The 19865-nt window shown below is 61.5% G+C and carries 20 protein-coding genes and 1 pseudogene; 13 read left to right on the top strand and 8 right to left on the bottom strand.

From position 1 onward, the window contains the following. Window positions 1–36: 36 nt before the first annotated feature. Both QKW60_RS17075 and QKW60_RS17080 read left to right on the top strand, forming a co-directional pair. Window positions 37–1278 carry a saccharopine dehydrogenase family protein gene (locus QKW60_RS17075; protein WP_282370446.1) on the top strand — a complete coding sequence of 414 codons (1242 nt, stop codon included), beginning with the start codon at window positions 37–39 and terminating at the stop codon, window positions 1276–1278. A 101-nt stretch (window positions 1279–1379) separates the two neighbouring features. Next, entirely contained in the window at window positions 1380–2492 is a 1113-nt protein-coding gene (locus QKW60_RS17080) for a cystathionine gamma-lyase (protein ID WP_282370447.1), read from the top strand. On the opposite strand, the gene QKW60_RS17085 is transcribed toward QKW60_RS17080, so the two are convergent. Next, the gene (locus QKW60_RS17085) at window positions 2489–3073 is read right to left on the bottom strand and encodes a VOC family protein (RefSeq protein WP_282370448.1); all 585 of its coding nucleotides are present in this window, start codon (window positions 3071–3073) and stop codon (window positions 2489–2491) included. The genes QKW60_RS17080 and QKW60_RS17085 overlap by 4 nt on opposite strands. 116 nt (window positions 3074–3189) lie before the next feature. On the opposite strand from QKW60_RS17085, the pseudogene QKW60_RS17090 reads away from it, so the two are divergent. Next, a pseudogene (locus QKW60_RS17090) lies at window positions 3190–3300 on the top strand (chemotaxis protein MotB); the annotation flags it as partial. A gap of 193 nt (window positions 3301–3493) precedes the next feature. On the opposite strand, the gene QKW60_RS17095 reads toward QKW60_RS17090, so the two are convergent. Both QKW60_RS17095 and QKW60_RS17100 read right to left on the bottom strand, forming a co-directional pair. Continuing rightward, window positions 3494–3850 carry a hypothetical protein gene (locus QKW60_RS17095; protein WP_282370449.1) on the bottom strand — a complete coding sequence of 119 codons (357 nt, stop codon included), beginning with the start codon at window positions 3848–3850 and terminating at the stop codon, window positions 3494–3496. Beyond that, on the bottom strand, window positions 3840–4127 hold the full coding sequence (locus tag QKW60_RS17100; RefSeq protein WP_282370450.1) for a rod-binding protein: 288 nt from the start codon (window positions 4125–4127) through the stop codon (window positions 3840–3842). The genes QKW60_RS17095 and QKW60_RS17100 overlap by 11 nt, the downstream gene beginning before the upstream one ends. 107 nt (window positions 4128–4234) lie before the next feature. Between QKW60_RS17100 and QKW60_RS17105 the strand changes: the two genes are divergently transcribed. Then, window positions 4235–5914 (top strand): flagellar hook-length control protein FliK, encoded by a 1680-nt coding sequence (locus tag QKW60_RS17105; protein WP_282370451.1) that lies wholly within the window; start codon window positions 4235–4237, stop codon window positions 5912–5914. Window positions 5915–5927: 13 nt separating this feature from the next. Continuing rightward, window positions 5928–6599 (top strand): flagellar hook capping FlgD N-terminal domain-containing protein, encoded by a 672-nt coding sequence (locus QKW60_RS17110; RefSeq protein WP_282370452.1) that lies wholly within the window; start codon window positions 5928–5930, stop codon window positions 6597–6599. 3 nt (window positions 6600–6602) lie between these two features. Here the strand turns inward: QKW60_RS17110 and ubiB are convergent, their stop codons facing one another. Together ubiB and ubiE are read right to left on the bottom strand one after the other, a co-directional pair. Then, complete coding sequence (ubiB, locus tag QKW60_RS17115) at window positions 6603–8132, bottom strand: 2-polyprenylphenol 6-hydroxylase (RefSeq protein ID WP_282370453.1); 1530 nt, start codon at window positions 8130–8132, stop codon at window positions 6603–6605. Between the two features lies 1 nt (window position 8133). Next, on the bottom strand, window positions 8134–8886 hold the full coding sequence (ubiE, locus tag QKW60_RS17120) for a bifunctional demethylmenaquinone methyltransferase/2-methoxy-6-polyprenyl-1,4-benzoquinol methylase UbiE (protein ID WP_282370455.1): 753 nt from the start codon (window positions 8884–8886) through the stop codon (window positions 8134–8136). 83 nt (window positions 8887–8969) lie between these two features. Here ubiE and mutM point away from each other — a divergent pair, with 83 nt between their 5' ends. From mutM to QKW60_RS17155, 7 genes are all read left to right on the top strand, one after another. Beyond that, entirely contained in the window at window positions 8970–9821 is an 852-nt protein-coding gene (mutM, locus tag QKW60_RS17125; protein WP_282370457.1) for a bifunctional DNA-formamidopyrimidine glycosylase/DNA-(apurinic or apyrimidinic site) lyase, read from the top strand. 61 nt (window positions 9822–9882) lie between these two features. Next, window positions 9883–10659: an enoyl-CoA hydratase gene (locus tag QKW60_RS17130; RefSeq protein ID WP_282370458.1), complete on the top strand. Its 777-nt coding sequence runs from the start codon at window positions 9883–9885 to the stop codon at window positions 10657–10659. Window positions 10660–10809: 150 nt separating this feature from the next. Continuing rightward, on the top strand, window positions 10810–11076 hold the full coding sequence (rpsT, locus tag QKW60_RS17135) for a 30S ribosomal protein S20 (protein ID WP_263739658.1): 267 nt from the start codon (window positions 10810–10812) through the stop codon (window positions 11074–11076). Window positions 11077–11600: 524 nt separating this feature from the next. Beyond that, window positions 11601–12965 carry a chromosomal replication initiator protein DnaA gene (gene dnaA / locus QKW60_RS17140; RefSeq protein WP_282370460.1) on the top strand — a complete coding sequence of 455 codons (1365 nt, stop codon included), beginning with the start codon at window positions 11601–11603 and terminating at the stop codon, window positions 12963–12965. 117 nt (window positions 12966–13082) lie between these two features. Next, window positions 13083–14201 (top strand): DNA polymerase III subunit beta, encoded by a 1119-nt coding sequence (gene dnaN, locus QKW60_RS17145; RefSeq protein WP_282370461.1) that lies wholly within the window; start codon window positions 13083–13085, stop codon window positions 14199–14201. A gap of 60 nt (window positions 14202–14261) precedes the next feature. Beyond that, complete coding sequence (gene recF, locus QKW60_RS17150; RefSeq protein ID WP_282370462.1) at window positions 14262–15377, top strand: DNA replication/repair protein RecF; 1116 nt, start codon at window positions 14262–14264, stop codon at window positions 15375–15377. Beyond that, a complete protein-coding gene (locus QKW60_RS17155; RefSeq protein WP_282370463.1) occupies window positions 15374–15820 on the top strand; it encodes a VOC family protein in 447 nt (148 codons plus the stop codon). The genes recF and QKW60_RS17155 overlap by 4 nt, the downstream gene beginning before the upstream one ends. A gap of 47 nt (window positions 15821–15867) precedes the next feature. Here the strand turns inward: QKW60_RS17155 and QKW60_RS17160 are convergent, their stop codons facing one another. Beyond that, a complete protein-coding gene (locus tag QKW60_RS17160; RefSeq protein ID WP_282370464.1) occupies window positions 15868–16632 on the bottom strand; it encodes a VOC family protein in 765 nt (254 codons plus the stop codon). A gap of 84 nt (window positions 16633–16716) precedes the next feature. After that, the gene (locus QKW60_RS17165) at window positions 16717–17148 is read right to left on the bottom strand and encodes an Lrp/AsnC family transcriptional regulator (RefSeq protein WP_263739664.1); all 432 of its coding nucleotides are present in this window, start codon (window positions 17146–17148) and stop codon (window positions 16717–16719) included. A gap of 224 nt (window positions 17149–17372) precedes the next feature. Between QKW60_RS17165 and QKW60_RS17170 the strand changes: the two genes are divergently transcribed. After that, the gene (locus QKW60_RS17170; protein WP_282370465.1) at window positions 17373–18518 is read left to right on the top strand and encodes a type III PLP-dependent enzyme; all 1146 of its coding nucleotides are present in this window, start codon (window positions 17373–17375) and stop codon (window positions 18516–18518) included. Between the two features lie 129 nt (window positions 18519–18647). On the opposite strand, the gene QKW60_RS17175 is transcribed toward QKW60_RS17170, so the two are convergent. Next, entirely contained in the window at window positions 18648–19862 is a 1215-nt protein-coding gene (locus tag QKW60_RS17175) for an efflux RND transporter periplasmic adaptor subunit (RefSeq protein ID WP_282370466.1), read from the bottom strand. Window positions 19863–19865 lie beyond the last annotated feature (3 nt).

Raw genomic sequence — 19865 nt, forward strand, 5'->3', positions numbered from 1 at the left:
CCCTTCCCCTGTCGAAAGAATAAGGAGACAGCCGAAGTGAAAAAGAACGTGCTGATCATCGGCGCCGGTGGTGTCGCGCAGGTCGTGGCGCATAAATGCGCGCAGCATAACGATGTGCTGGGCGATCTGCATATCGCCAGCCGGACGAAATCGAAATGCGACGACATCATCGCCTCGGTTCACGAGAAGGGCGCGATGAAGGTCGCGGGTACGTTCGAGGCGCATGCGCTGGATGCCAAGGATTCCGGAGCAGTCGCTGATCTGATCCGCAAGACCGGATGCCAGATCGTGATCAATGTCGGCACGCCTTACGTGAACATGTCGGTGCTGGATGCCTGTATCGCGACGGGCGTGGCCTACATGGACACCGCGATCCATGAAGAGCCGGACAAGATCTGCGAAACGCCGCCCTGGTACGCGAATTACGAATGGAAGAAACGCGAGGCCTGCGAGAAGGCGGGCGTCACCGCGATCCTCGGCGTCGGTTTCGATCCGGGCGTCGTGAATGCCTATGCACGGCTGGCCGAGGATCAGTTCCTCGACACCATCAGCGAGATCGACATCGTCGATATCAACGCAGGCTCCCACGGCAAGTATTTCGCGACGAACTTCGATCCGGAAATCAATTTCCGCGAATTCACCGGCACGGTCTATTCCTGGCAGGGCGGCGAATGGCGCGAGAACAAGATGTTCGAGGTGGGAAAGGAGTGGGACCTGCCCGTCGTCGGCAAGCAGAAGGCCTATATGTCGGGCCATGATGAGGTGCATTCGCTTTCGCAGCGCTACAAGGACGCGGATGTGCGGTTCTGGATGGGCTTCGGCGATCACTACATCAACGTCTTCACAGTGCTGAAGTCGATCGGCCTGCTCTCCGAACAGCCGGTGACGACGGTCGAGGGGCTGGAGGTCGTGCCGCTGAAAGTAGTGAAGGCGGTTCTGCCCGACCCGGCGAGCCTCGCGCCCGGCTATACCGGCAAGACCTGCATCGGCGATCTGGTGAAGGGCACGAAGGACGGCAAACCGACCGAGGTCTTCATCTATAACGTCGCCGACCACAAGGAAGCGTTCAACGAGGTGGGAAGCCAGGGCATTTCCTATACCGCCGGTGTGCCCCCCGTCGCGGCCGCGATCCTGATCGCCAAGGGGACCTGGGATGTGGGCAAGATGGCCAATGTCGAAGACCTCGACCCCAAGCCTTTCATCAGCGTGCTGAACCGCATCGGCCTGCCGACGCGGGTGAAGGATGCGGACGGGGACCGGGCGGTCGATTTCGGCTGAACGTCGGCGGCATGATTTGAACAGGCGGTGCCCGACGGGTGCCGCCTTTTCGTTTGCTCCGTGCCGCTTTAGTCTCGCGCCGGACCGAAGCGGAGCCTTCCATGACGCACAACGACGCAGAGCGCGCAGCAAGCCTGCTGCACCTACACCGTGAGACGCTTTCCAAGGGCGATCCGGTGCCGCCGCAGATTACGCTTGCCGCAATGTATCACCTGCCGGGCGACCCGGCGGGGGTGCGGACGTACGGTCGGGCGGACAACCCGAACTGGGAGGTTCTTGAGCAGGCCCTTTCCCATCTGGAAGGGGCGGAGACGGTCGTCTTCCCCTCGGGAATGGCAGCCATCGCCGCCCCACTTTTCGCGCTGCTTGCCGCAGGCGACCGGATATTGATCCCCTCGGACGGCTATTACACGACGCGGCTGCTGGCAGATCGTTACCTGAAGCGGCTTGGCGTGACGGTCGAGACGCGGCCGACCGCAGAAATGGAGGAGGGTGGCTTTCACGGCTACCGACTCGTCTTCCTCGAAACCCCGTCCAATCCCGGACTTGACCTCTGCGATCTTGCCGCCATCACCGCCGCTGTCCGCGCGGCGGGCGGGCTGACAGTGGTCGACAACACCACGATGACGCCCTTCGGCCAGCGCCCGCTCGACCTTGGCGCCGATATCGTGGTGGCCGCCGATACCAAGGCGCCGAACGGGCATTCGGATGTGCTGACGGGCCATGTGGCCAGCCGTGACGGCGAGGTCATCGCGGCGGTCAGGGAGTGGCGGAAGCTTTCGGGCTCCATCCCCGGTCCGTTCGAATGCTGGCTCGCCCATCGCGGGCTGGAGACTCTGGAGCTGCGTTTCGACCGGATGTGTTCAAGCGCCGCGACCCTTGCGCCCCGATTGGCAGAGCATCCGGCGATCGGTGCAATCCGCTATCCGGGGCTGGACACCGATCCCTCTCACGGGCTGGCCCAACGCCAGATGACCCGGCCCGGCTTCCTCATCGGCCTGACCCTGCCGTCGGCAGAGGCGGCCGAGACCTTCATCAACAATTGCCCCCTCCTGCAACCCGCGACCTCTTTCGGAGGGGTCCACAGTTCCGCCGAACGCCGCATCAGATGGGGCGATGCGGTGGACCCCGGCTTTGTCCGCCTGTCGGTCGGCTGCGAGCCGGTCGAGGAATTGTGGAACGCGCTGAAAGCCTCGCTCGACGCCTGCGTCTAGCGATACGGGTCCTTCGGCCCGCGCTCTTCTGACAGCGATCCCTGCCGCCGGGCGATCAGCGCCTCGATCGCATCGGCCAGATGGACCTCGGCGATGTTGTAATCGCCCGATGCCACCCGGATCAGATGCGCCTCGTGCAGCACATCGGCATGGCAATAGCCGAAGGGCGGTTCGAACCGGTAGCTGGCCAGCTCGACCAGAAGCCCGAGCGGATCGCGGAAATAGATCGAATCCATGAAGCCCCGGTCCTTGACGCCCGAGTGGCTAATGCCGCGCGCATCGAGCCGCTCCACCGCTTGCGAAAAGACCGCCTTGGAGACGGCGAACGCGATGTGATGCACCTCGCCCGGCGCGGCGCGGCGCGGTTTCGGATCGGGCACCCGGTCTTCATTGGTAAAGATCGTGATCAGCCGCCCGTCACCGGGGTCGAAGTAAAGGTGCCCCTCGCCGGGATTGTCGAGGTTGGGCTGGTCGAAGACGAAGGGCATACCCAGCGTCCCCTCCCAGAAATCGATGGAGGTTTGCCGGTCCGCCCCCATCAGCGTGATGTGATGCACGCCCTGTGCCTGAAGTTTCCGCATCGCCCCCTCCCCAACTGGTGCTGGTCCATCTTAGCAGAGTTCAGAGCCCGGAGGTTAGGCCGGTGTTAACGCGTCGCTGTTAGTCGTGAAATCGGGTGAAAGGAAAGGTTGGTGGGATGGCCGGGCAGAGCAATGCCGCGCCGGTTATCATCAAGCGCAAGAAGGTTGTCGGCGGCGGCGGGCACCACGGTGGGGCGTGGAAGGTGGCCATTCTTGAGTCCTTCACTGAATCGGCGCTTTGCGCCGGGTTTCACAAGCCGCACGTTGCGGCACCGGTGGCGTTCTGACCGATGCGGCTTACGGAATATGCCCTGCCGCGCCATCCGATCACGGATGCAATGACAACCATGGCGATCAGAATCTAACAGTTCGCTAAGACACCAATCCGAATGCGCGCATTTTTAGACGATCTGTTCCGGCTCACGTCCGGCGCTCAATGGAGCCACCAAAACAGGACAAAGATGATGACCGTCCCCGACTGTCATACGTCTTGAGTTGCACGCCCGCCGCGACAATCGCACCGAGACGCTCCCGCGCCGCATGAACGCCCTGCCTCGCCGCGACAATGAGTATGCGATTTGCGTCCGCCAGGTTGCGCAACCGTGCCAATTCGTGCTCGTCACCATGTCGGGAAATCTGCTCCAGTCGTTCGAGCAGCGCCGTGATTTCTGCCGACGCTGCCCCGAGCGCGGGGAAGTCACCGCTACGCAGCGCGTTCCGCTGTTTGCGCAACAGGTCCGCGATGCCGGCAATGACAGCCCACATGTCATTCGCCATCGGCAGCCCTCCGCTTCAAGGCTTCGAATATGCTCTCAGACAAGCCGATTCCACCGTTGCCGGCCATCTGTCCCGCCTGTTTCTCGCGCAGAAAGGACGCGAATTGTTCCTCACCTGCCCCGCCACCAAAACTGTCGCTTACCTTCCCCAGTCCTGCCGACTTCAACATCTCGGCCAGAAATGCGGCTTCCATTTCTTGCGCGGCGGTTCGCAGTGCCTGGTCTTGTGAGGGGGGCAAAACACGCCCTGAGCCTGCTGTTATGGGAAACTCGCTCATCATATCTCCAATTAAGGATAGTTTCGTGACTATCCGCTGAACGAGGTAAAGAAGCGGTAACCTCGCACTGACAATGTGATCGCGACACAGGCAGAAGTCGTGGATTCATGGAACCGATTCCGTTTCTCATTCCTAACGCTGGAAAAACCAGCACACCGGAGAGCCCGATACTGCAGGGTGCTTTTGCGGGTTCGCTTGCGGATTTTCTCATTGCTCACGCTGACGCGACGCGAAGAGCCCATAAAGGGAATGATAAAAACGGCGACGTGGTATCTGATCCGACGATACAGGCATACAGCTTGCACTTTGTCACGGCGGCCACTCACCCTGTGGCTATGACAAAGGTCGGGGTGCTGCCGGATGTCACCGTGCACGCCAGAGACGTTCGGTCGCTCTGTCAGGGCGACGGGGCTGATCTCGGCCCGGTACCCGAGGAAGTGTTGGCAGAACCAGTTGCCATCGCCACGGTATCGCTTCCCACGCCAGGCGCCAAAGACGTACCCAAAGAAGCGACGGAATCCCGCGCTGCGGAACCATCAGCAGCACGAGTATTTCCAGATAGGCAGAATACTCGCGCGATTGGCAACACAGTCGCCCTGCCGCTTGAAACCGGTCTTTCGTCATTCTCCGGCGCCGCCACAGATGTAGAAATTCCGGTTGCCCGATCAGTAGTCTTGTCTGATCAACGCGCGACTGATGGCTCGCTGTCTGGCGAATTTGTCGCCGAAGCATTTCGGCACGAACTGTTGCCGACATTTTCTTCGGCGGACCCAAAAGTGCCACGCGCCGCACCCAACCCCGCTATCCACATGTCCGCTCAGGTCGATTTGCATACTCCAATGCCCCGGATCGACAAGGATGGCGACTTGCCAGCTGAACCGTCTGCCGAAACCGCCGCGAATGCGAAGGCACTGGTTACCGGGTTTGAAAGCCGTCTTGCGCAAGGCCGTGAAATGCCTGTCCGTGTCGCTGTTTCGAACACACAGCTCCCTTTTGTGCAGGCCGTCCATCAACCCGTCCTGCAGCACTTAGAACCGGAAATGCGATCAACTGCCGAACCTGCCAGCAACCAGGCTTTAGTTGGTACAACTGCCACCAGCGTCACAACCGCTCTCGATGGGTCGGAGCAATCGAAGCGATCAGAAAAAGAAACACTTTTACCAGCCGAGGATCAGGGTGTTGAGAGTGTCCCCGCACGCAAGATTGCCGCCGAAGCAACCGTCGCGGCATCAGACACGAATTCAGGCCTGCCTGCGATTGCGCGTGCCGAAACGGCGGTGGACAACATGCTAGCGGAAGGTGCCGAAGATACACCTGCCTCAACAGTACCTGAACCTTTCATGCCAAACCGCATGGTCGAGCGTACGACGACTGGTTTGGTTGCCCTTCCTGCAGGTCTCGGCCATCGGCTGGCAGAATTTGCGACACAGTTCCCGGACCGGCCAATTGAGGTCACATTATCCCCTGAGGAGTTGGGCAGGGTTCGCATGTCGCTCGTCACTCACGACGGCGCGCTGACGATGATGCTCCAAGCCGAGCGGCCTGAAACGCTTGATCTGTTGCGGCGCAACATTGACCAACTTGCGCAGGATTTTCGCGATCTCGGCTTTCAGGATCTGACGTTCCGCTTTGGTGCAGGCGACCACCCACGCCAGCAGCAGATTTTTGACGGAAAATCCGACGAAATCGGCGAGAGCGGTGATGCATCACTCCCGTCTGCGATCCCGACACTGACCGAACCGATTGCGCAACGCGTGACCGAAAGTGGGCTCGATATCAGGCTCTAGCCAGGAGGCAGGAATGGATTCCGTAACAGCAACAACCACGAGGCCGGGTACGGCGAACAATGCTGCACCGCAGGACCGGGGCGGCAATCTCATCAGCAGCGACTTTCAGACCTTCCTTCTGATGTTGACCACGCAGATCCAGAATCAGGACCCTCTGAACCCGATGGAGAGCACGGAATTTGCACAACAACTTGCAACATTTTCCGGTGTTGAACAGCAGGTGAAAACCAACACACTGCTGGAGTCCCTTTCGGACAAGCTCGGTTTGTCTGGTTTGGCGCAACTTGCCCCATGGGTTGGAATGGAAGCGCGGGTCGACGCTCCGGTCATGTTCGACGGCGCGCCACTGACGCTCTATCCGGTCCCCGATGCCTCTGCGGATCAGGCCGTGCTAGTCGTCTACGACGCGAGTGGTGGGGAAGTGATGCGATCGCCAGCGGCGGTCTCCTCGGCACCGATGGACTGGGCCGGAACAGACGCGTCGGGGGCGCCGCTACCATCCGCGGCCTATTCATTTACCCTCGAAAGCTATAGCGGTGGCGAACTGATCGGAACGACCACGATTCAGACCTATGGAAGGATAACCGAGGTGCGGAACGGCGTGTCCGGCCCCGAGATTGTCCTGGATGGCGGCGCGGTCATCACGACAGCCGATATCGCGGCCCTGCGTGCCGCCTCCGGGTGAGGATCAAAACCAGAAGACCGCTGCCATGGCCAGTCCGGCAAGGGCCGCGCCTAGCGCGACGAGCGCGAGCGACCGAAGCATTGAAGGTCTCTCGGCGGGCGTTGCCTCTTCCGTCTGCCGGATCAGAAGCGCTTCAGCCAGTTGTGGCAAACGCGGGCCGAAACGGCTGACGACCTGCGCCGTGCGGATCAGATCGCGGACAAGGGCCTTGGGGCCGATGTTCTCGCGGATATAATGCTCGACGACCGGCTTCGCGACCTGCCAGATATTGATGTTGGGGTTGAGCGAGCGTGCAACGCCCTCCACAACCACCATCGTCCGTTGCAACAGGATCAATTCAGTCCGGGTCTGCATTCCGAAACGTTCCGTCACCTCGAACAGATAGGACAGAAGCCGCGCCATCGAGATGCCGGTCGCATCCATACCGAAGATCGGTTCGCCCACGGCACGAAGGGCACGGGCAAATTCGTCCACGTCGCGGTCGCGGGGCACATAGCCCGCCTCGAAATGCACTTCGGCCACACGCCGGTAATCGCGGCGGATGAAACCGATCAAAATCTCGGCATAGACGCGACGGGTATATTCGTCGATATGGCCCATGATGCCGAAGTCATAGGCGACGATATCGCCATTCGGTGCAACCTTCAGGTTGCCCTGATGCATGTCGGCATGAAAATAGCCGTCGCGAAGGGCATGGCTGAGGAAAAGTTGCAGCACACGTTCAGACAGCGCCACGCAATCATGCCCGGCCGCCCTGATCGCCTCCACCTCTCCCAGCGGAATGCCCTCGGCCCAGCCCAGTGTCAAAACTTCGCGCGAGGAGAGATTCCAATGCGGCTCGGGCACCTGAAAGCCTTCGTCCTTTTCCGTGTTGGCCCGGAATTCTGACGCCGCAGCACTTTCCAGCCGAAGGTCAAGTTCCCCCATCACCACGCCTTCGAAATGCTTGATGACATCGGTCGGGCGCAAGCGGCGGGTGCCGGGCAGAAGCGCCTCGATCAGACCCGCAGCGAAATGAAAGGCGTCAATATCCCGGCGGAAGGCGCGCTCAATATCCGGGCGCAGCACCTTTACCGCTACGTCCGCTCCCGTATTCGCGACGCGGGCACGATGAACCTGCGCAATTGACGCGGCCGCGACTGGTTCGGAGAACTCGGAAAAGAGTTCATCGACCGGCATGCCAAGCTCGTGGCTGACTGTGGCCTTTGCAATGTCAGTCGGAAAAGGTGGCAGCTTGTCCTGAAGTACACGCAGTTGCAGGGCCAGTTCATCGCCCACCACATCGGGCCGGGTCGAAAGCACCTGACCGAACTTGATATAGGCGGGACCAAGTGCGGTCAGCGCCCGCGTTACCGGCGGCTGCGACAGGTCGCCCCGATAGCCGAGCCATTTGAACGGCCAGCCGACGATCCGTGCCAGCGCGCGCAGACGCGGCGGCGTGTCGAGCCCTTCCAGCGCGATCTTCATCGCGCCCGTCCGCTCAAAGGTCGCCCCGGTGCGGATCAACCGCCAGATATTATGGGGTCCGCGCAACTCAGATCTTCCAGCCGGAATGAAGGGCGGCAACACCCATTGTCAGGTTGCGGTATTTGACCTGGGAAAAGCCCGCCTGACGGATCATCGTCGCGAAGGCCTGCTGATCGGGGAATTTGCGGATCGATTCGACAAGGTACTGATAGCTGTCGCGGTCACCGGCCACGATCTGGCCCATCGCCGGGATAACGTTGAAGGAATACTTGTCATAGGCCCATTGCAAGCCCGGATTGGGCAACTGGCTGAATTCCAGCACCATGATACGCCCGCCGGGCTTCAGAACCCGGTAGGCTTCGGACAGGGCGTCCGCAATGCGGGTGACGTTTCTTATGCCGAAGCTGATCGTATAGGTGTCGAACGTGTTCGCCTCAAACGGCAAAGCCATCGCATCGCCGACGACCCAGTTCAGCCGGTCTGCCATATTCTCCGCCTCGGCCCGCTTCTGGCCTTCGACGAGCATGGATTCCGTCATATCCAGAACGGTGGCCGTGGCCTCCGGTGCGCGCTTCAAAAACCGGAACGCGATATCCCCGGTTCCCCCCGCAACATCCAGTAGCCGCTGGCCCGGACGTGGCGCCAGCCAGTCCATCATCGCGTCCTTCCAGAGCCGGTGGATGCCGACCGACATCACGTCGTTCATGATGTCGTATTTGTTGGCCACACGGGTGAAGACGCCATGGACCATTCCGGCCTTGTCGCCTTCTGGCACATCCTTGAACCCGAAATGGGTGGTGCGGGTATCGCTCTCGCTCATGGGCCTTGCCGTTTCTGTCCGTTCGCCCTTCTTATAGAAGCCTTGGCCGCAGAGACAATGCGGCGGAAAGGACTGTTGCCGGAATGCCAGAGCTTCCCGAGGTTGAAACCGTCCGACGCGGCCTGCTGCCAGCGATGGAAGGGCGCGTGATCAACCGGGCGACCGTCAACCGTCCCGATCTGCGCTTTCCTTTTCCCGAACGCATGGCCGACCGCCTGACCGGCGCGCGGGTTCTGGGGCTCAGGCGGCGGTCAAAGTACATCCTTGCCGACCTCTCGACCGGAGAAACCTTGCTCATCCATCTCGGCATGTCGGGGAGGATGTTGATCTCGGGCGTGACACTGGGTGAATTCCATTACGACCACCCCGCCCCGGCCAAACACGACCATGTCGTTCTGGACATGGAAGGCGGCGCGCGTATCACCTTCAACGATGCCCGTCGTTTCGGGGCGATGGACATGATGGAAACGGCAGGGGCCGATACTCACTGGCTCCTCCGCGATATCGGGCCGGAACCACTCGGAAACGTGTTCAATGAGGATTACCTCACCCAGCGATTCCGCGGCCGGAACACTGCGGTCAAATCCGCGCTGTTGGATCAGAAGGTCGTCGCCGGGCTTGGCAATATCTATGTCTGCGAAGTGCTGCACCGCGCGGGAATCGACCCGCGCCGAAAGGCCGGTGCAATCACACAAAGCCGCGTGGCCAGGCTCGTCCCGATCATCCGCGAGGTCTTACTGGAAGCCATCGAGGCGGGTGGGTCAAGCCTTCGCGACTACCGTCAGGCGGACGGGGAGCTCGGCTACTTCCAGCACAATTTCAGGGTCTATGACCGCGAAAACGCGCCCTGTCCGACCGAGGGTTGCAACGGCACGATCGGACGTATTGTACAGTCCGGACGATCCACCTTCTTCTGTGCGCGTTGCCAAAGATGACTTGATCCCGCCGTTCGGACTGATAGGACTCGTGCCCGCACCATCTGAAAGGCCCTTCTCTATGGCTTACGAGACCTTGATCGTCGAGATCGAAGACTACGTCGCCCTTATTCGTCTGAACCGGCCCGATGCGTTGAACGCATTGAACTCAGCGCTTCTGGCTGAACTGGGCGAGGCCGTTGCGGCCGCTGATGCGAATGACAAGGTGCGTTGCATCGTCATCACCGGATCAGACAAGGCCTTTGCCGCGGGCGCCGATATCAAGGAGATGTCGGAGAAAAGTTTTGTCGACGCCTTCACCGACGATCTGTTCGGCACCAACACCGAAGATTTCCTGCGCTGCCGCAAGCCGATCATCGCCGCCGTGGCAGGGTATGCATTGGGCGGTGGTTGCGAACTGGCCATGATGTGCGACTTCATCATCGCGGCCGATACGGCGAAATTCGGCCAGCCCGAGATCAATCTGGGCGTGGTCGCGGGCATCGGCGGCACACAGCGCCTGACCCGCTTTGTCGGCAAGTCGAAGTCGATGGACATGCATCTGACCGGGCGTTTCATGGATGCGGCCGAGGCTGAGCGTTCCGGTCTTGTCAGCCGCGTCGTGCCCGCCAACAAGCTGATTTCCGAAGCGATGGCCACCGCCCGCAAGATCACCGAGAAATCGGCGCTGACCGCGATGGCGGTAAAAGAGGCGGTCAACCGCAGCTATGAGACGACGCTTCGCGAGGGCGTGCTTTTCGAACGCCGTCTCTTCCACGCGCTGTTTGCGACCGAGGATCAGAAGGAAGGCATGGGTGCTTTCCTCGAAAAGCGCCAACCGCAGTTCCGCGACCGCTGAAAACCTCTTTTCTTTGCCCGCGTTTTCCCTTAAGGGGGCGCGGTCACATGCGCGTGGAGCCCGCTCAGGCTGGAATCGACCGGTTCACTGGGAACCCGGGTTTTGTCGCGCTTAGGTATCGAAACAAACCCGGAAGTTGGGAAACCACATATGGCCAATACGCCCCAGTCCAAAAAACGCGCCCGTCAAGCCGAGCGTCGTCAAGATGTAAACAAAGCCCGCCGTTCGCGGATTCGGACCTTCCTGCGCAAGGTTGAAGAGGCGCTCGCCTCTGGCAATCAGGAATCGGCGGCAGCTGCTCTGCGCGAAGCCCAGCCGGAACTGGCCCGCGGTGTCACCAAGGGTGTCGTTCACAAGAACACTGCCGCGCGCAAGATGTCGCGCCTCGCGGCCCGCGTTAAGGCCCTCTCGGCCTGATCTTACGCTAAGTCATTGAGTTATGGGCGTAACCTTGCGTTGCGCCCTTTTCGTTTGGGCGTTTGCGTAACGTCACCTGTGCCCGATTTGCACATGCAACCGGATTCGGTCCGCCAAAGTTTGAGTCAAGCGAGAAGTTCTGTTGCGGCCTCTGCGGCAGCCTTGCTAGCGTCCTTGTGCGATTCACGTCGTCTTGGGGGGACATGCGGTTACCACGGGGGTCGGGCAGGAGCTGCTTCCTGAACGGTTCTCCAATCGTGTTGGCAGTGTCAACGCGATGGTTCGTCTGAAGGTCGGCAAATACTGCCGACTGTCAGATAAGTTATTGAATTGCCTGAAGTGTTCGGGCGGTTCACTTGCTGCCATGTCCAGGATACCCGCGCTTCCGGCGGAAGCGGTCAGAACCGGAATTCGAGTTCCGTGTTCTGGTCGGTGTTTGCTGATGCGGCGAATGAGAATCGTCGATCAAAAGAAGCCGGCACGGCTGCAGTGCGGGACAGCGACGAAAGACTGGATAAACAGCGATGACCGAAGAATCCTGGGGGCAGGTACGCGATGAACTTCTTAAATCAGTCGGAAAGAACAATTTTTCTACCTGGATCGAACCGCTCAAGCTGGCGGAATTGAAGGGCGGCATCGCCCGCGTTGAGGCTCCGACCAAGTTCATGCGCGACTGGGTGTCACGCAACTTCGCCGAACAGATTCGTCAGCATCTGGAGAAAGCGGGCGAGGCCGTCGAGCGTGTCGAATTTCACGTCGCTACTCATCGGGCTGCCGCTGCAAAACCGTCCGAGCCCCGCGCCAAGCGTACATCGCGCGCGCAATCCCGGAGCAATGACGATATTGACCTTCCGGGCGCCCCTCTCGACGCACGGTTCACCTTCGACAGTTTTGTCGTCGGCAAGCCGAACGAACTGGCCCATGCCGCCGCGCGCCGCGTGGCCGAAGGCGGGCCGGTCACCTTCAACCCCCTGTTCCTCTATGGCGGCGTCGGGCTCGGCAAGACGCACCTGATGCATGCCATCGCGCATGAGCTTCAGGCCCGCCATCCCGACCTGCGCGTCCTCTACCTTTCGGCCGAACAGTTCATGTACCGCTTCGTGCAGGCCCTGCGCGAAAAGCAGATCATGGATTTCAAGGAAATGTTCCGCTCAGTCGATGTCCTCATGGTCGATGACGTCCAGTTCATCGCGGGCAAGGAATCGACGCAGGAGGAATTCTTCCACACGTTCAACGCGCTTGTTGACCAGAACAAACAGATCGTCATTTCCGCCGACCGCGCGCCGGGCGAGATCAAGGATCTGGAAGAACGGATCAAGAGCCGCCTACAATGCGGTCTGGTCGTCGATCTGCATCCGACCGACTACGAATTGCGGCTGGGCATCCTGCAGCAAAAGGTGGAATTCTATCGTGGTCAGTATCCCGGCCTGACGCTTGCCAACGGCGTGCTGGAGTTCCTTGCCCATCGGATCAGCACCAATGTCCGCGTGCTGGAAGGTGCCCTGACCCGGCTTTTTGCTTTCGCCTCGCTCGTCGGTCGCGAGATCACGCTGGAACTGGCACAGGACTGCCTCTCGGACATCCTGCGCGCCTCGGACCGCAAGGTCACGATCGAGGATATCCAGCGCAAGGTGGCCGAGCATTACAACATCCGTCTGTCCGACATGATCGGGCCAAAGCGGGTGCGCACCATCGCCCGTCCGCGTCAGGTGGCAATGTATCTTTCCAAGACACTGACCACCCGGTCGCTGCCGGATATCGGCCGCCGCTTTGGCGGGCGCGACCACACAACGATCATGCATGGTGTGCGCAAGGTCGAGGAACTGAAAGCCACCGACAGCCAGCTGGCCGAGGACATCGACCTGTTGCGCCGCCTCCTCGACCGCTAGGTCAAGGCCGAAACCGGCCTTGACCCTCCGGTCATTCCATTGGACATTCCCGAAAATTCTTGAGCCTGCGGGGAAAGTTGCTAACTTTCCCCTCCCGGGCCATCTCAGGGGGCAGATATGAAGATCAGCATCGAGCGCGCAACGCTTCTCAAAGCGGTCGGTCAGGCGCAATCGGTCGTGGAACGGCGCAATACGATTCCGATCCTGGCAAATGTGCTGATCGAGGCAGAAGGCGGCACGGTCAGCTTCCGCGCCACCGACCTCGATATCGAGGTTGTGGACAAGGCCGATGCCAAGGTGGACCGCGCGGGCGCGACCACCGTCTCGGCGGTGATGCTGCATGAGATTGTGCGCAAGCTGCCCGACGGCGCGCTCGTCTCGCTGACCGACGACAGCGCCGCCGGAAGGCTGACCGTGGAAGCGGGTCGGTCGACCTTCTCGCTTGCGACGCTGCCGAAGGAAGATTTCCCGGTCATGGCGTCCTCGGAATATACGGCGAATTTCTCGGCTCCCGCGCCGGTGCTTCGGCGTCTGTTTGACAAGTCTAAATTCGCGATCTCCACCGAGGAAACTCGGTACTACCTGAACGGCGTCTATATGCACGTTGCCGACGGTGAGAGTGGCAAGGCTTTGCGCTGCGTCGCGACTGACGGCCACCGGCTGGCCCGGATCGATGCCACTCTGCCCGACGGGGCCGCGAACATGCCGGGCGTGATCGTGCCGCGCAAGACCGTGGGCGAGCTGCGCAAGCTTCTGGACGATGACGAGGCGCAGATCGCGGTGTCGGTGTCGGAAACCAAGGTGCGCTTCGCCACGCCTCTGATCACGCTGACCTCGAAGGTCATCGACGGCACCTTCCCCGATTATTCGCGCGTCATCCCCACAGGCAACACCAAACGGCTGGAGGTTGATGCGGCTGAGTTTGCCAAGGCCGTGGACCGGGTCGCGACCGTGTCGTCGGAACGCTCGCGCGCGGTGAAGCTGCAGCTTGACGAGGACCGGCTGGTTCTGTCGGTCAACGCCCCCGATGCCGGCGCGGCGGAAGAGGAACTGGCCGTAGCCTATGGCGATGAGCGGCTGGAGATCGGCTTTAACGCGAAGTACCTGCTGGAGATCGCCAGCCAGGTCGATCGAGAAAACGCGGTATTCCTCTTCAACTCCTCGGGCGATCCGACTTTGATGCGCGAAGGCAATGATACGTCTGCCGTCTATGTCGTGATGCCGATGCGTGTCTGATCCGGCTTCGCCGGGACCTCAGACGGGAGCATTTTTGGCAAGATGAAGGGCTGAAGGATCTTGCCGGGACTTCATGTCACATCGCTCCTCCTGTCGCATTTCCGGTCGCACCGTCGAACGGAAATGACGTTCGACGGTCGCCCGGTGGCGATCTTCGGGCCGAACGGGGCGGGTAAGACCAATATTCTCGAGGCGGTTTCGTTTCTGTCGCCGGGCCGTGGATTGCGCCGGGCCGCGCCGGACGAGGTTGCGCGGCGGCCGGAATCATTGGGCTGGAAACTGAAGGCCGGGCTTGAGAGCCTGTATCAGCACCACGAGATCGAAACCTTTGCCGAACCGGGAGAAAGTCGGACGGTCATCATCGACGGTAAATCTGCCGCACAGGCGGCTTTGGGGCGTATTGCCCGGATGCTCTGGCTGGTGCCCGCAATGGACCGACTCTGGATCGAAGGCGCCGAGGGGCGGCGACGTTTTTTGGACCGAATGACCTTGTCCTTCGTGCCAAGCCATGCCGAGGCTGTGTTGACCTATGAAAAAGCGATGCGCGAACGCAACCGTCTGTTGCGTGATGAGGTGCGCGACGCGGGCTGGTACGGCGCGCTGGAATCTCAGATGGCTGAGGCAGGGGCTGTGATACAATCAAACCGTGCTGCCGCCATCGCCCGGGTTGCCGCTGCACAAGATGGTGCAGAAACCGCTTTTCCTGCAGCGGACCTTACGATCCTTGGGCCGGATGGAGAGGATTTTCCGTTTGACGCAGCGGTGCTGGCTGACGCTTTCGCCGCCGGTCGATCCCGAGACATGGCGGCCGGACGCACGCTGACCGGCCCCCATCGCGCAGACCTGGGCGCCGTCTATGCCGCCAAGGGCATGCCCGCCGCACAGGCCTCGACCGGCGAACAGAAAGCGCTTCTGATCTCGCTTATCCTTGCCAATGGCCGCGCGCTGGCTGAAGATTTCGGCGCGCCGCCGATCCTTCTTCTGGACGAGGTGGCGGCCCATCTCGACGCTGGTCGCCGCGCGGCGCTTTATGACGAGATCTGCGCGATGGGTGCGCAGGCTTTTATGACCGGAACCGGGATTGAGCTTTTCGAGGGCCTCGGTGCGCGAGCGCAAGGCTTTGAGGTGTCTGACAGCGGCGGCCTTTCAATCACCGAGGAAAGGAACATCGCATGACCCCGCAACGTGTCACCCTGATCACCCTTGGCGTCGATGACCTGGCCCGGTCGCGCGCATTTTATGAATCGCTTGGCTGGGTTCCGACCGCAGCATTGGACGAAGTAGTGTTTTTCCAGATTCACGGTGCGGTTCTGGGCCTCTTTGGCCGCGAGGCACTTGCAAAGGATCAGGGCAGACCCGGAGTAAGGCTTGGGACCGGAGCGATGACGCTGGCCCAGAACTTCACGACCGAGGCCGAGGTGGATGCTGCTTGGGAGCAGGCGGGCGCGGCGGGCGCCGCGCCACTGAAGAAGCCAGAGAAAGTCTTCTGGGGCGGCTACTCTGGATATTACGCCGACCCTGATGGCCATGTCTGGGAAGTGGCGATGAACCCGTTCTGGCCCCTTGAGTCCGACGGGTCTCTGGACATTTCGAAAGTGGCAGACGCAGCGCAGGAGTAATCCGGCAATACGGTGTCAAAACGAACGAACCTCGTTTCCCGACCGCGTTACTTCGGCCCGACCAGTGCGAACATCGCGCCCTGCGGATCGCGGGCACCCATGATGAAGGCACCGCCCGGCACCTCCACCGGCCCGTGAAGAACCTGCCCACCTGCTTCCGCCGTGCGGGCGATGGCCGCCTGAACCCCGTCGGTACCGAAATAGGGCAGCCAGAATGGCGTGCCCGGCCCCGGCATGTCGGGCATCAGCTTCATCATTCCGCCGATATCGGCCTTACCATGACGGAAAAGCTGATAGGTCATGCCCGGTCCCATCAGATGCGTATCGCCCGACTTCCAGCCAAAGAGCTTGCCATAGAAGGCCAGCGCAGCCTCGGGGTCGGAGGTCATCAATTCGTGCCAGCAGCCATGGCCCGTCGCCTTCTGATCGAAGGCGCGGCCGTCGTCCTCAAGCATCTGGAGGATACCGAACGCGGCCCCCTGCGGGTCCATGGCGGCTGCGAAGCGGCCGGTGCCGGGGATGTCGGCCGGGCCGTAGACGATTGAACCGCCCGCTTTGACGATATCCTTTGCCGCTTTGTCGCAATTGGTCACAGTGACATAGAACATCCATGCTGGCGGCGTGCCCGGCTGCGAGGCCATGATCCCGGCGACCATGTCGACGCCCGCCCGTGCAAGGCGGTAGTCCATACCTTCCATACCGGAATCGGCAAGGCTCCAGCCCATGACATGGGCATAGAAATGCCCTGCCGCGTTGGGGTCGGCGGTGGACAGCTCATACCAGCAGGGTTTGCCGCGTTTCGGCTTGGCCATCTCTTCCTCCCGTGTTCGCTCGCCCTCTGCCGGGGCGCACAATCAGCCTGCGCCCCGGGACGTGCAATTGCAAGGGACGGAGGATCAGACGGCGCGGTCGAACTTCGTCGAAAGATGGATGAGACTTTCGGAACCCTTCACGCCGGTCATCTCGCCGATCTGGTCAAGTACGCCGTCAAGCACGGTGGTCGACGGGGCCGCGACTTGAAGCAGGAAATCGACGCGACCCGAGGTCGTGTGGACCCGCTCCACCTCCGGTATCGCTTTAAGGCGGCTCAGCACATTGGCCTGCGCGCGGGGTTCGATCGTCAGCAGGACGGTCGCCCGGATTCGGGCCTGCCGCGCGGCTTCGCCCAGCTTGACGGTATAGCCCGCGATGACGCCCGTCGTCTCCAGCCGCTCCAGCCGCGCCTGAATGGTGGAACGGGCAACTTTCAGCCGCCGCGCGAGTGTCGCGACGGAGACCCGGGCATCGGAGCCGAGAAACCCGAGGATTGAGCGGTCGAGATCGTCCATTTGGCAACACCGGCAGTTTGATTGTCGTTTTCGTCATTTTAACGACAACGTCAAGCATTTCTACTCTTTTGATCGGTAGAAATGTGCTCCATATCCCCCGAACTTCGTTCAGGCAAAGGGCGGCTCATACGCACCTTACCTGGTTTGGTCAAATGCGTAAGCGCTTTCCAACCGGTATGCCCGGGCAAAAGGTGGCTGCGCCTTGTTGGCAAGGGTAACCGCCGATGGGGCTCTCTAAGATGATCTGGGCGAATCCGTCCGAATTCCTTCGTATCGAACAACCGCTCAACCCGGTGATGTTTTTCGCCCCGTCGGTGCTGCAGGCCAGTGCGCGTCGGTTTATTGACGGCTTTCCGGGGCTTGTGACCTATGCGGTCAAGTCGAACCCCGAGGAGATGGTAATCCAGAACCTCGTTGCCGCAGGCATTCAGGGATTTGATGTGGCCTCGCCCGCCGAGATCGAGATGGTGCGCCGCCTCGCGCCCACGGCCGCTTTGCACTACCACAACCCGGTGCGCGGCCGGCACGAGATCGCCTATGCGGTTGAGATGGGCGTGAAGTCCTATTCGGTGGACAGCCGGACCGAGCTTCAGAAGCTGATTGAGATCGTGCCTGCCGAAGGCGCTGAAATCTCCGTGCGTTTCAAGCTGCCCGTTGCGGGTGCCGCCTACAATTTCGGCGCCAAGTTCGGCGCCACCGTGGAACTGGCGACGGAACTGCTGGCCACCGTTGCCGAAGCGGGCTTCATCCCGTCGCTGACCTTCCATCCGGGCACCCAGTGCACCGATCCGATGGCATGGGACGCCTATCTGCGCGCCGCGGCCGAAATCTGCACCAATGCCGGGGTGAAAGCGCGCCGTCTGAACGTCGGTGGTGGCTTCCCGTCGCATCGCCTGTCGACCGAGATCCCGCAGCTTGACGCGATCTTTGAACTGATCGGCCGTGTGGCGCAGGATGCGTTCGACGGCGAACCGCCCGCACTCGTCTGCGAACCGGGACGCGCTCTGGTTGCCGAAAGCTTCACGCTGGCCGCCCGCATCAAGGGTCTGCGCGATGGCGAGCATGTGTTCCTGAACGACGGCACCTACGGCAACCTCGATGAGCTGCCGATCACCGGCATCATCGACCGCATCGCCGTCGTGTCGCCGGAAGGCGTGCAGCGCGACGGGGAAGCCCAGCCGCGTGTGATCTTTGGACCGACCTGCGACAGCGTCGACCGTCTGCCGGGCGAAGTCGACCTGCCGGGCGATCTGGAGGAGGGCGATTTCCTCATCTTCTCCGGCATGGGTGCCTATTCGACCGCGACCAATACCCGCTTCAACGGCTTCGGCGACATGAAGATCGCCACGGTGATGCGCCTCGGCCTCTGAGGCAGAGAGCAGTAAGCCGGGCTGATCTGAAGGCCCGCAGGCAAACAGCGAAGCCGCCATTGACGCGTTCGGCGTATGGCGGCTTAGGCGTTTCTGGTTGCATGTACAGGACGAACAGGCGGCGGCCTGTCATCGGGACCCGGTTCGCTCGGTGACATATCCTGCGTCCTGAATTTCGTCCGACGGATGCAGAATAACCCGGTCCCCGCCTTCAAGACCGTCCACGACCTCGGCCGTCTCACTGTTGCGGTGACCGATTTTGACCTGCGCCAGAACCGCCCTGTCATTGTCGACACGGAATACCGCCCAGTTCCCTTTACGCCGGAATAAAGCCGATAGCGGTACTTGCAGCGCGTCGTCTTCTTCCCAGGTCACGATCCGCAGATAGACGGCGTAGCGATCCCCAAGACTCGCCCGCGCCTCGGGTGGAGACACAAAATCGAACGTCGCATCGACGCGCTGTTCTTCGATGCCGAGGGCCGAGACCTTTGTCTTTGCGGTCGGTGCAAGCGACCGCAGGCTTGCCTCAAGCGGAACCGGTCCACCCCAGCGATCGACAATTGCGCGGGCACCCGGTTCGAGACCAATGGCATCCGCTGAAAGCAAATCAGCAACGATTTCCAGATCGTCCATCCTGCCGATCGAGACGAGGCGGGTACCTGCGGTAACCGGCCCCGCGCTGACGATATCGACGGACAGAACCGTGCCGGTGATCGGCGCGCGAAGGGTGACGCAGCAGGTTTCGCCCCGGCCGATGGCCGATCCGGGTTCAATCAGCGCTGCGCGGGCGCGCTGAAGCGCACTCATCGACATCTCTACGCCCGATTGCGCGGCCTCCTGTGCGGCAAGGCGGATCGACAGGATCTGTGTCGCATCCTCAAGCTGGGTCAGGGACGAAACACCGCGTTCAGCGAGCGCCTTGGCCCGGGCATGTGTGCTCGTGGCATGGGCAAGCTCTTCATCGGCTTGCCGCAACTGCGCCTCGGCCAGCCTCAGCGCCGCCTCGGCCTCACGCACCGCGGCCTCGGCCTGCTCGCGCGCACGGGTATCGAGGAACGCGGGTGCGGCGGGTTCGACCACGGCAACTACCGTTTCCCCCTTGATCACGGGGTCACCGACCTCCACCGGCGCACGTTGCACCGTGCCCGAAATCGGCGCCGAGACTTCGAAGATATCCCGAATGCGGGTTTCTCCTTCGGCATTTACGGTGACCGTCATCGGCGCGCGCCGGACCTCCGCCAGATCGATCGGCACCGGCTCGGTACGGAAGGTGAGCCAGCCGAGGCCGACAAGGACACCAGCCCCCACGATACCTATGATGTAGTGGCGTGGTTGCAGACCCATGGG

It is taken from the genome of Albidovulum aestuarii, assembly GCF_029961185.1.
Lineage (GTDB): Bacteria > Pseudomonadota > Alphaproteobacteria > Rhodobacterales > Rhodobacteraceae > Albidovulum > Albidovulum aestuarii.

Excerpts from the sequence above, each read along its gene's own strand:
- rpsT (WP_263739658.1), top strand. The coding sequence starts at position 10,810 with ATGGCCAATACGCCCCAGTCCAAAAAACGCGCCCGTCAAGCCGAGCGT.
- QKW60_RS17170 (WP_282370465.1), top strand. The coding sequence starts at position 17,373 with ATGGGGCTCTCTAAGATGATCTGGGCGAATCCGTCCGAATTCCTTCGT.
- QKW60_RS17155 (WP_282370463.1), top strand. The coding sequence starts at position 15,374 with ATGACCCCGCAACGTGTCACCCTGATCACCCTTGGCGTCGATGACCTG.
- mutM (WP_282370457.1), top strand. The coding sequence starts at position 8,970 with ATGCCAGAGCTTCCCGAGGTTGAAACCGTCCGACGCGGCCTGCTGCCA.
- QKW60_RS17130 (WP_282370458.1), top strand. The coding sequence starts at position 9,883 with ATGGCTTACGAGACCTTGATCGTCGAGATCGAAGACTACGTCGCCCTT.
- QKW60_RS17110 (WP_282370452.1), top strand. The coding sequence starts at position 5,928 with ATGGATTCCGTAACAGCAACAACCACGAGGCCGGGTACGGCGAACAAT.
- QKW60_RS17105 (WP_282370451.1), top strand. The coding sequence starts at position 4,235 with ATGGAACCGATTCCGTTTCTCATTCCTAACGCTGGAAAAACCAGCACA.
- QKW60_RS17165 (WP_263739664.1), bottom strand. The coding sequence starts at position 17,148 with ATGGACGATCTCGACCGCTCAATCCTCGGGTTTCTCGGCTCCGATGCC.
- QKW60_RS17175 (WP_282370466.1), bottom strand. The coding sequence starts at position 19,862 with ATGGGTCTGCAACCACGCCACTACATCATAGGTATCGTGGGGGCTGGT.
- QKW60_RS17160 (WP_282370464.1), bottom strand. The coding sequence starts at position 16,632 with ATGGCCAAGCCGAAACGCGGCAAACCCTGCTGGTATGAGCTGTCCACC.
- ubiE (WP_282370455.1), bottom strand. The coding sequence starts at position 8,886 with ATGAGCGAGAGCGATACCCGCACCACCCATTTCGGGTTCAAGGATGTG.
- dnaN (WP_282370461.1), top strand. The coding sequence starts at position 13,083 with ATGAAGATCAGCATCGAGCGCGCAACGCTTCTCAAAGCGGTCGGTCAG.
- QKW60_RS17080 (WP_282370447.1), top strand. The coding sequence starts at position 1,380 with ATGACGCACAACGACGCAGAGCGCGCAGCAAGCCTGCTGCACCTACAC.
- QKW60_RS17100 (WP_282370450.1), bottom strand. The coding sequence starts at position 4,127 with ATGAGCGAGTTTCCCATAACAGCAGGCTCAGGGCGTGTTTTGCCCCCC.
- QKW60_RS17095 (WP_282370449.1), bottom strand. The coding sequence starts at position 3,850 with ATGGCGAATGACATGTGGGCTGTCATTGCCGGCATCGCGGACCTGTTG.
- dnaA (WP_282370460.1), top strand. The coding sequence starts at position 11,601 with ATGACCGAAGAATCCTGGGGGCAGGTACGCGATGAACTTCTTAAATCA.
- QKW60_RS17085 (WP_282370448.1), bottom strand. The coding sequence starts at position 3,073 with ATGCGGAAACTTCAGGCACAGGGCGTGCATCACATCACGCTGATGGGG.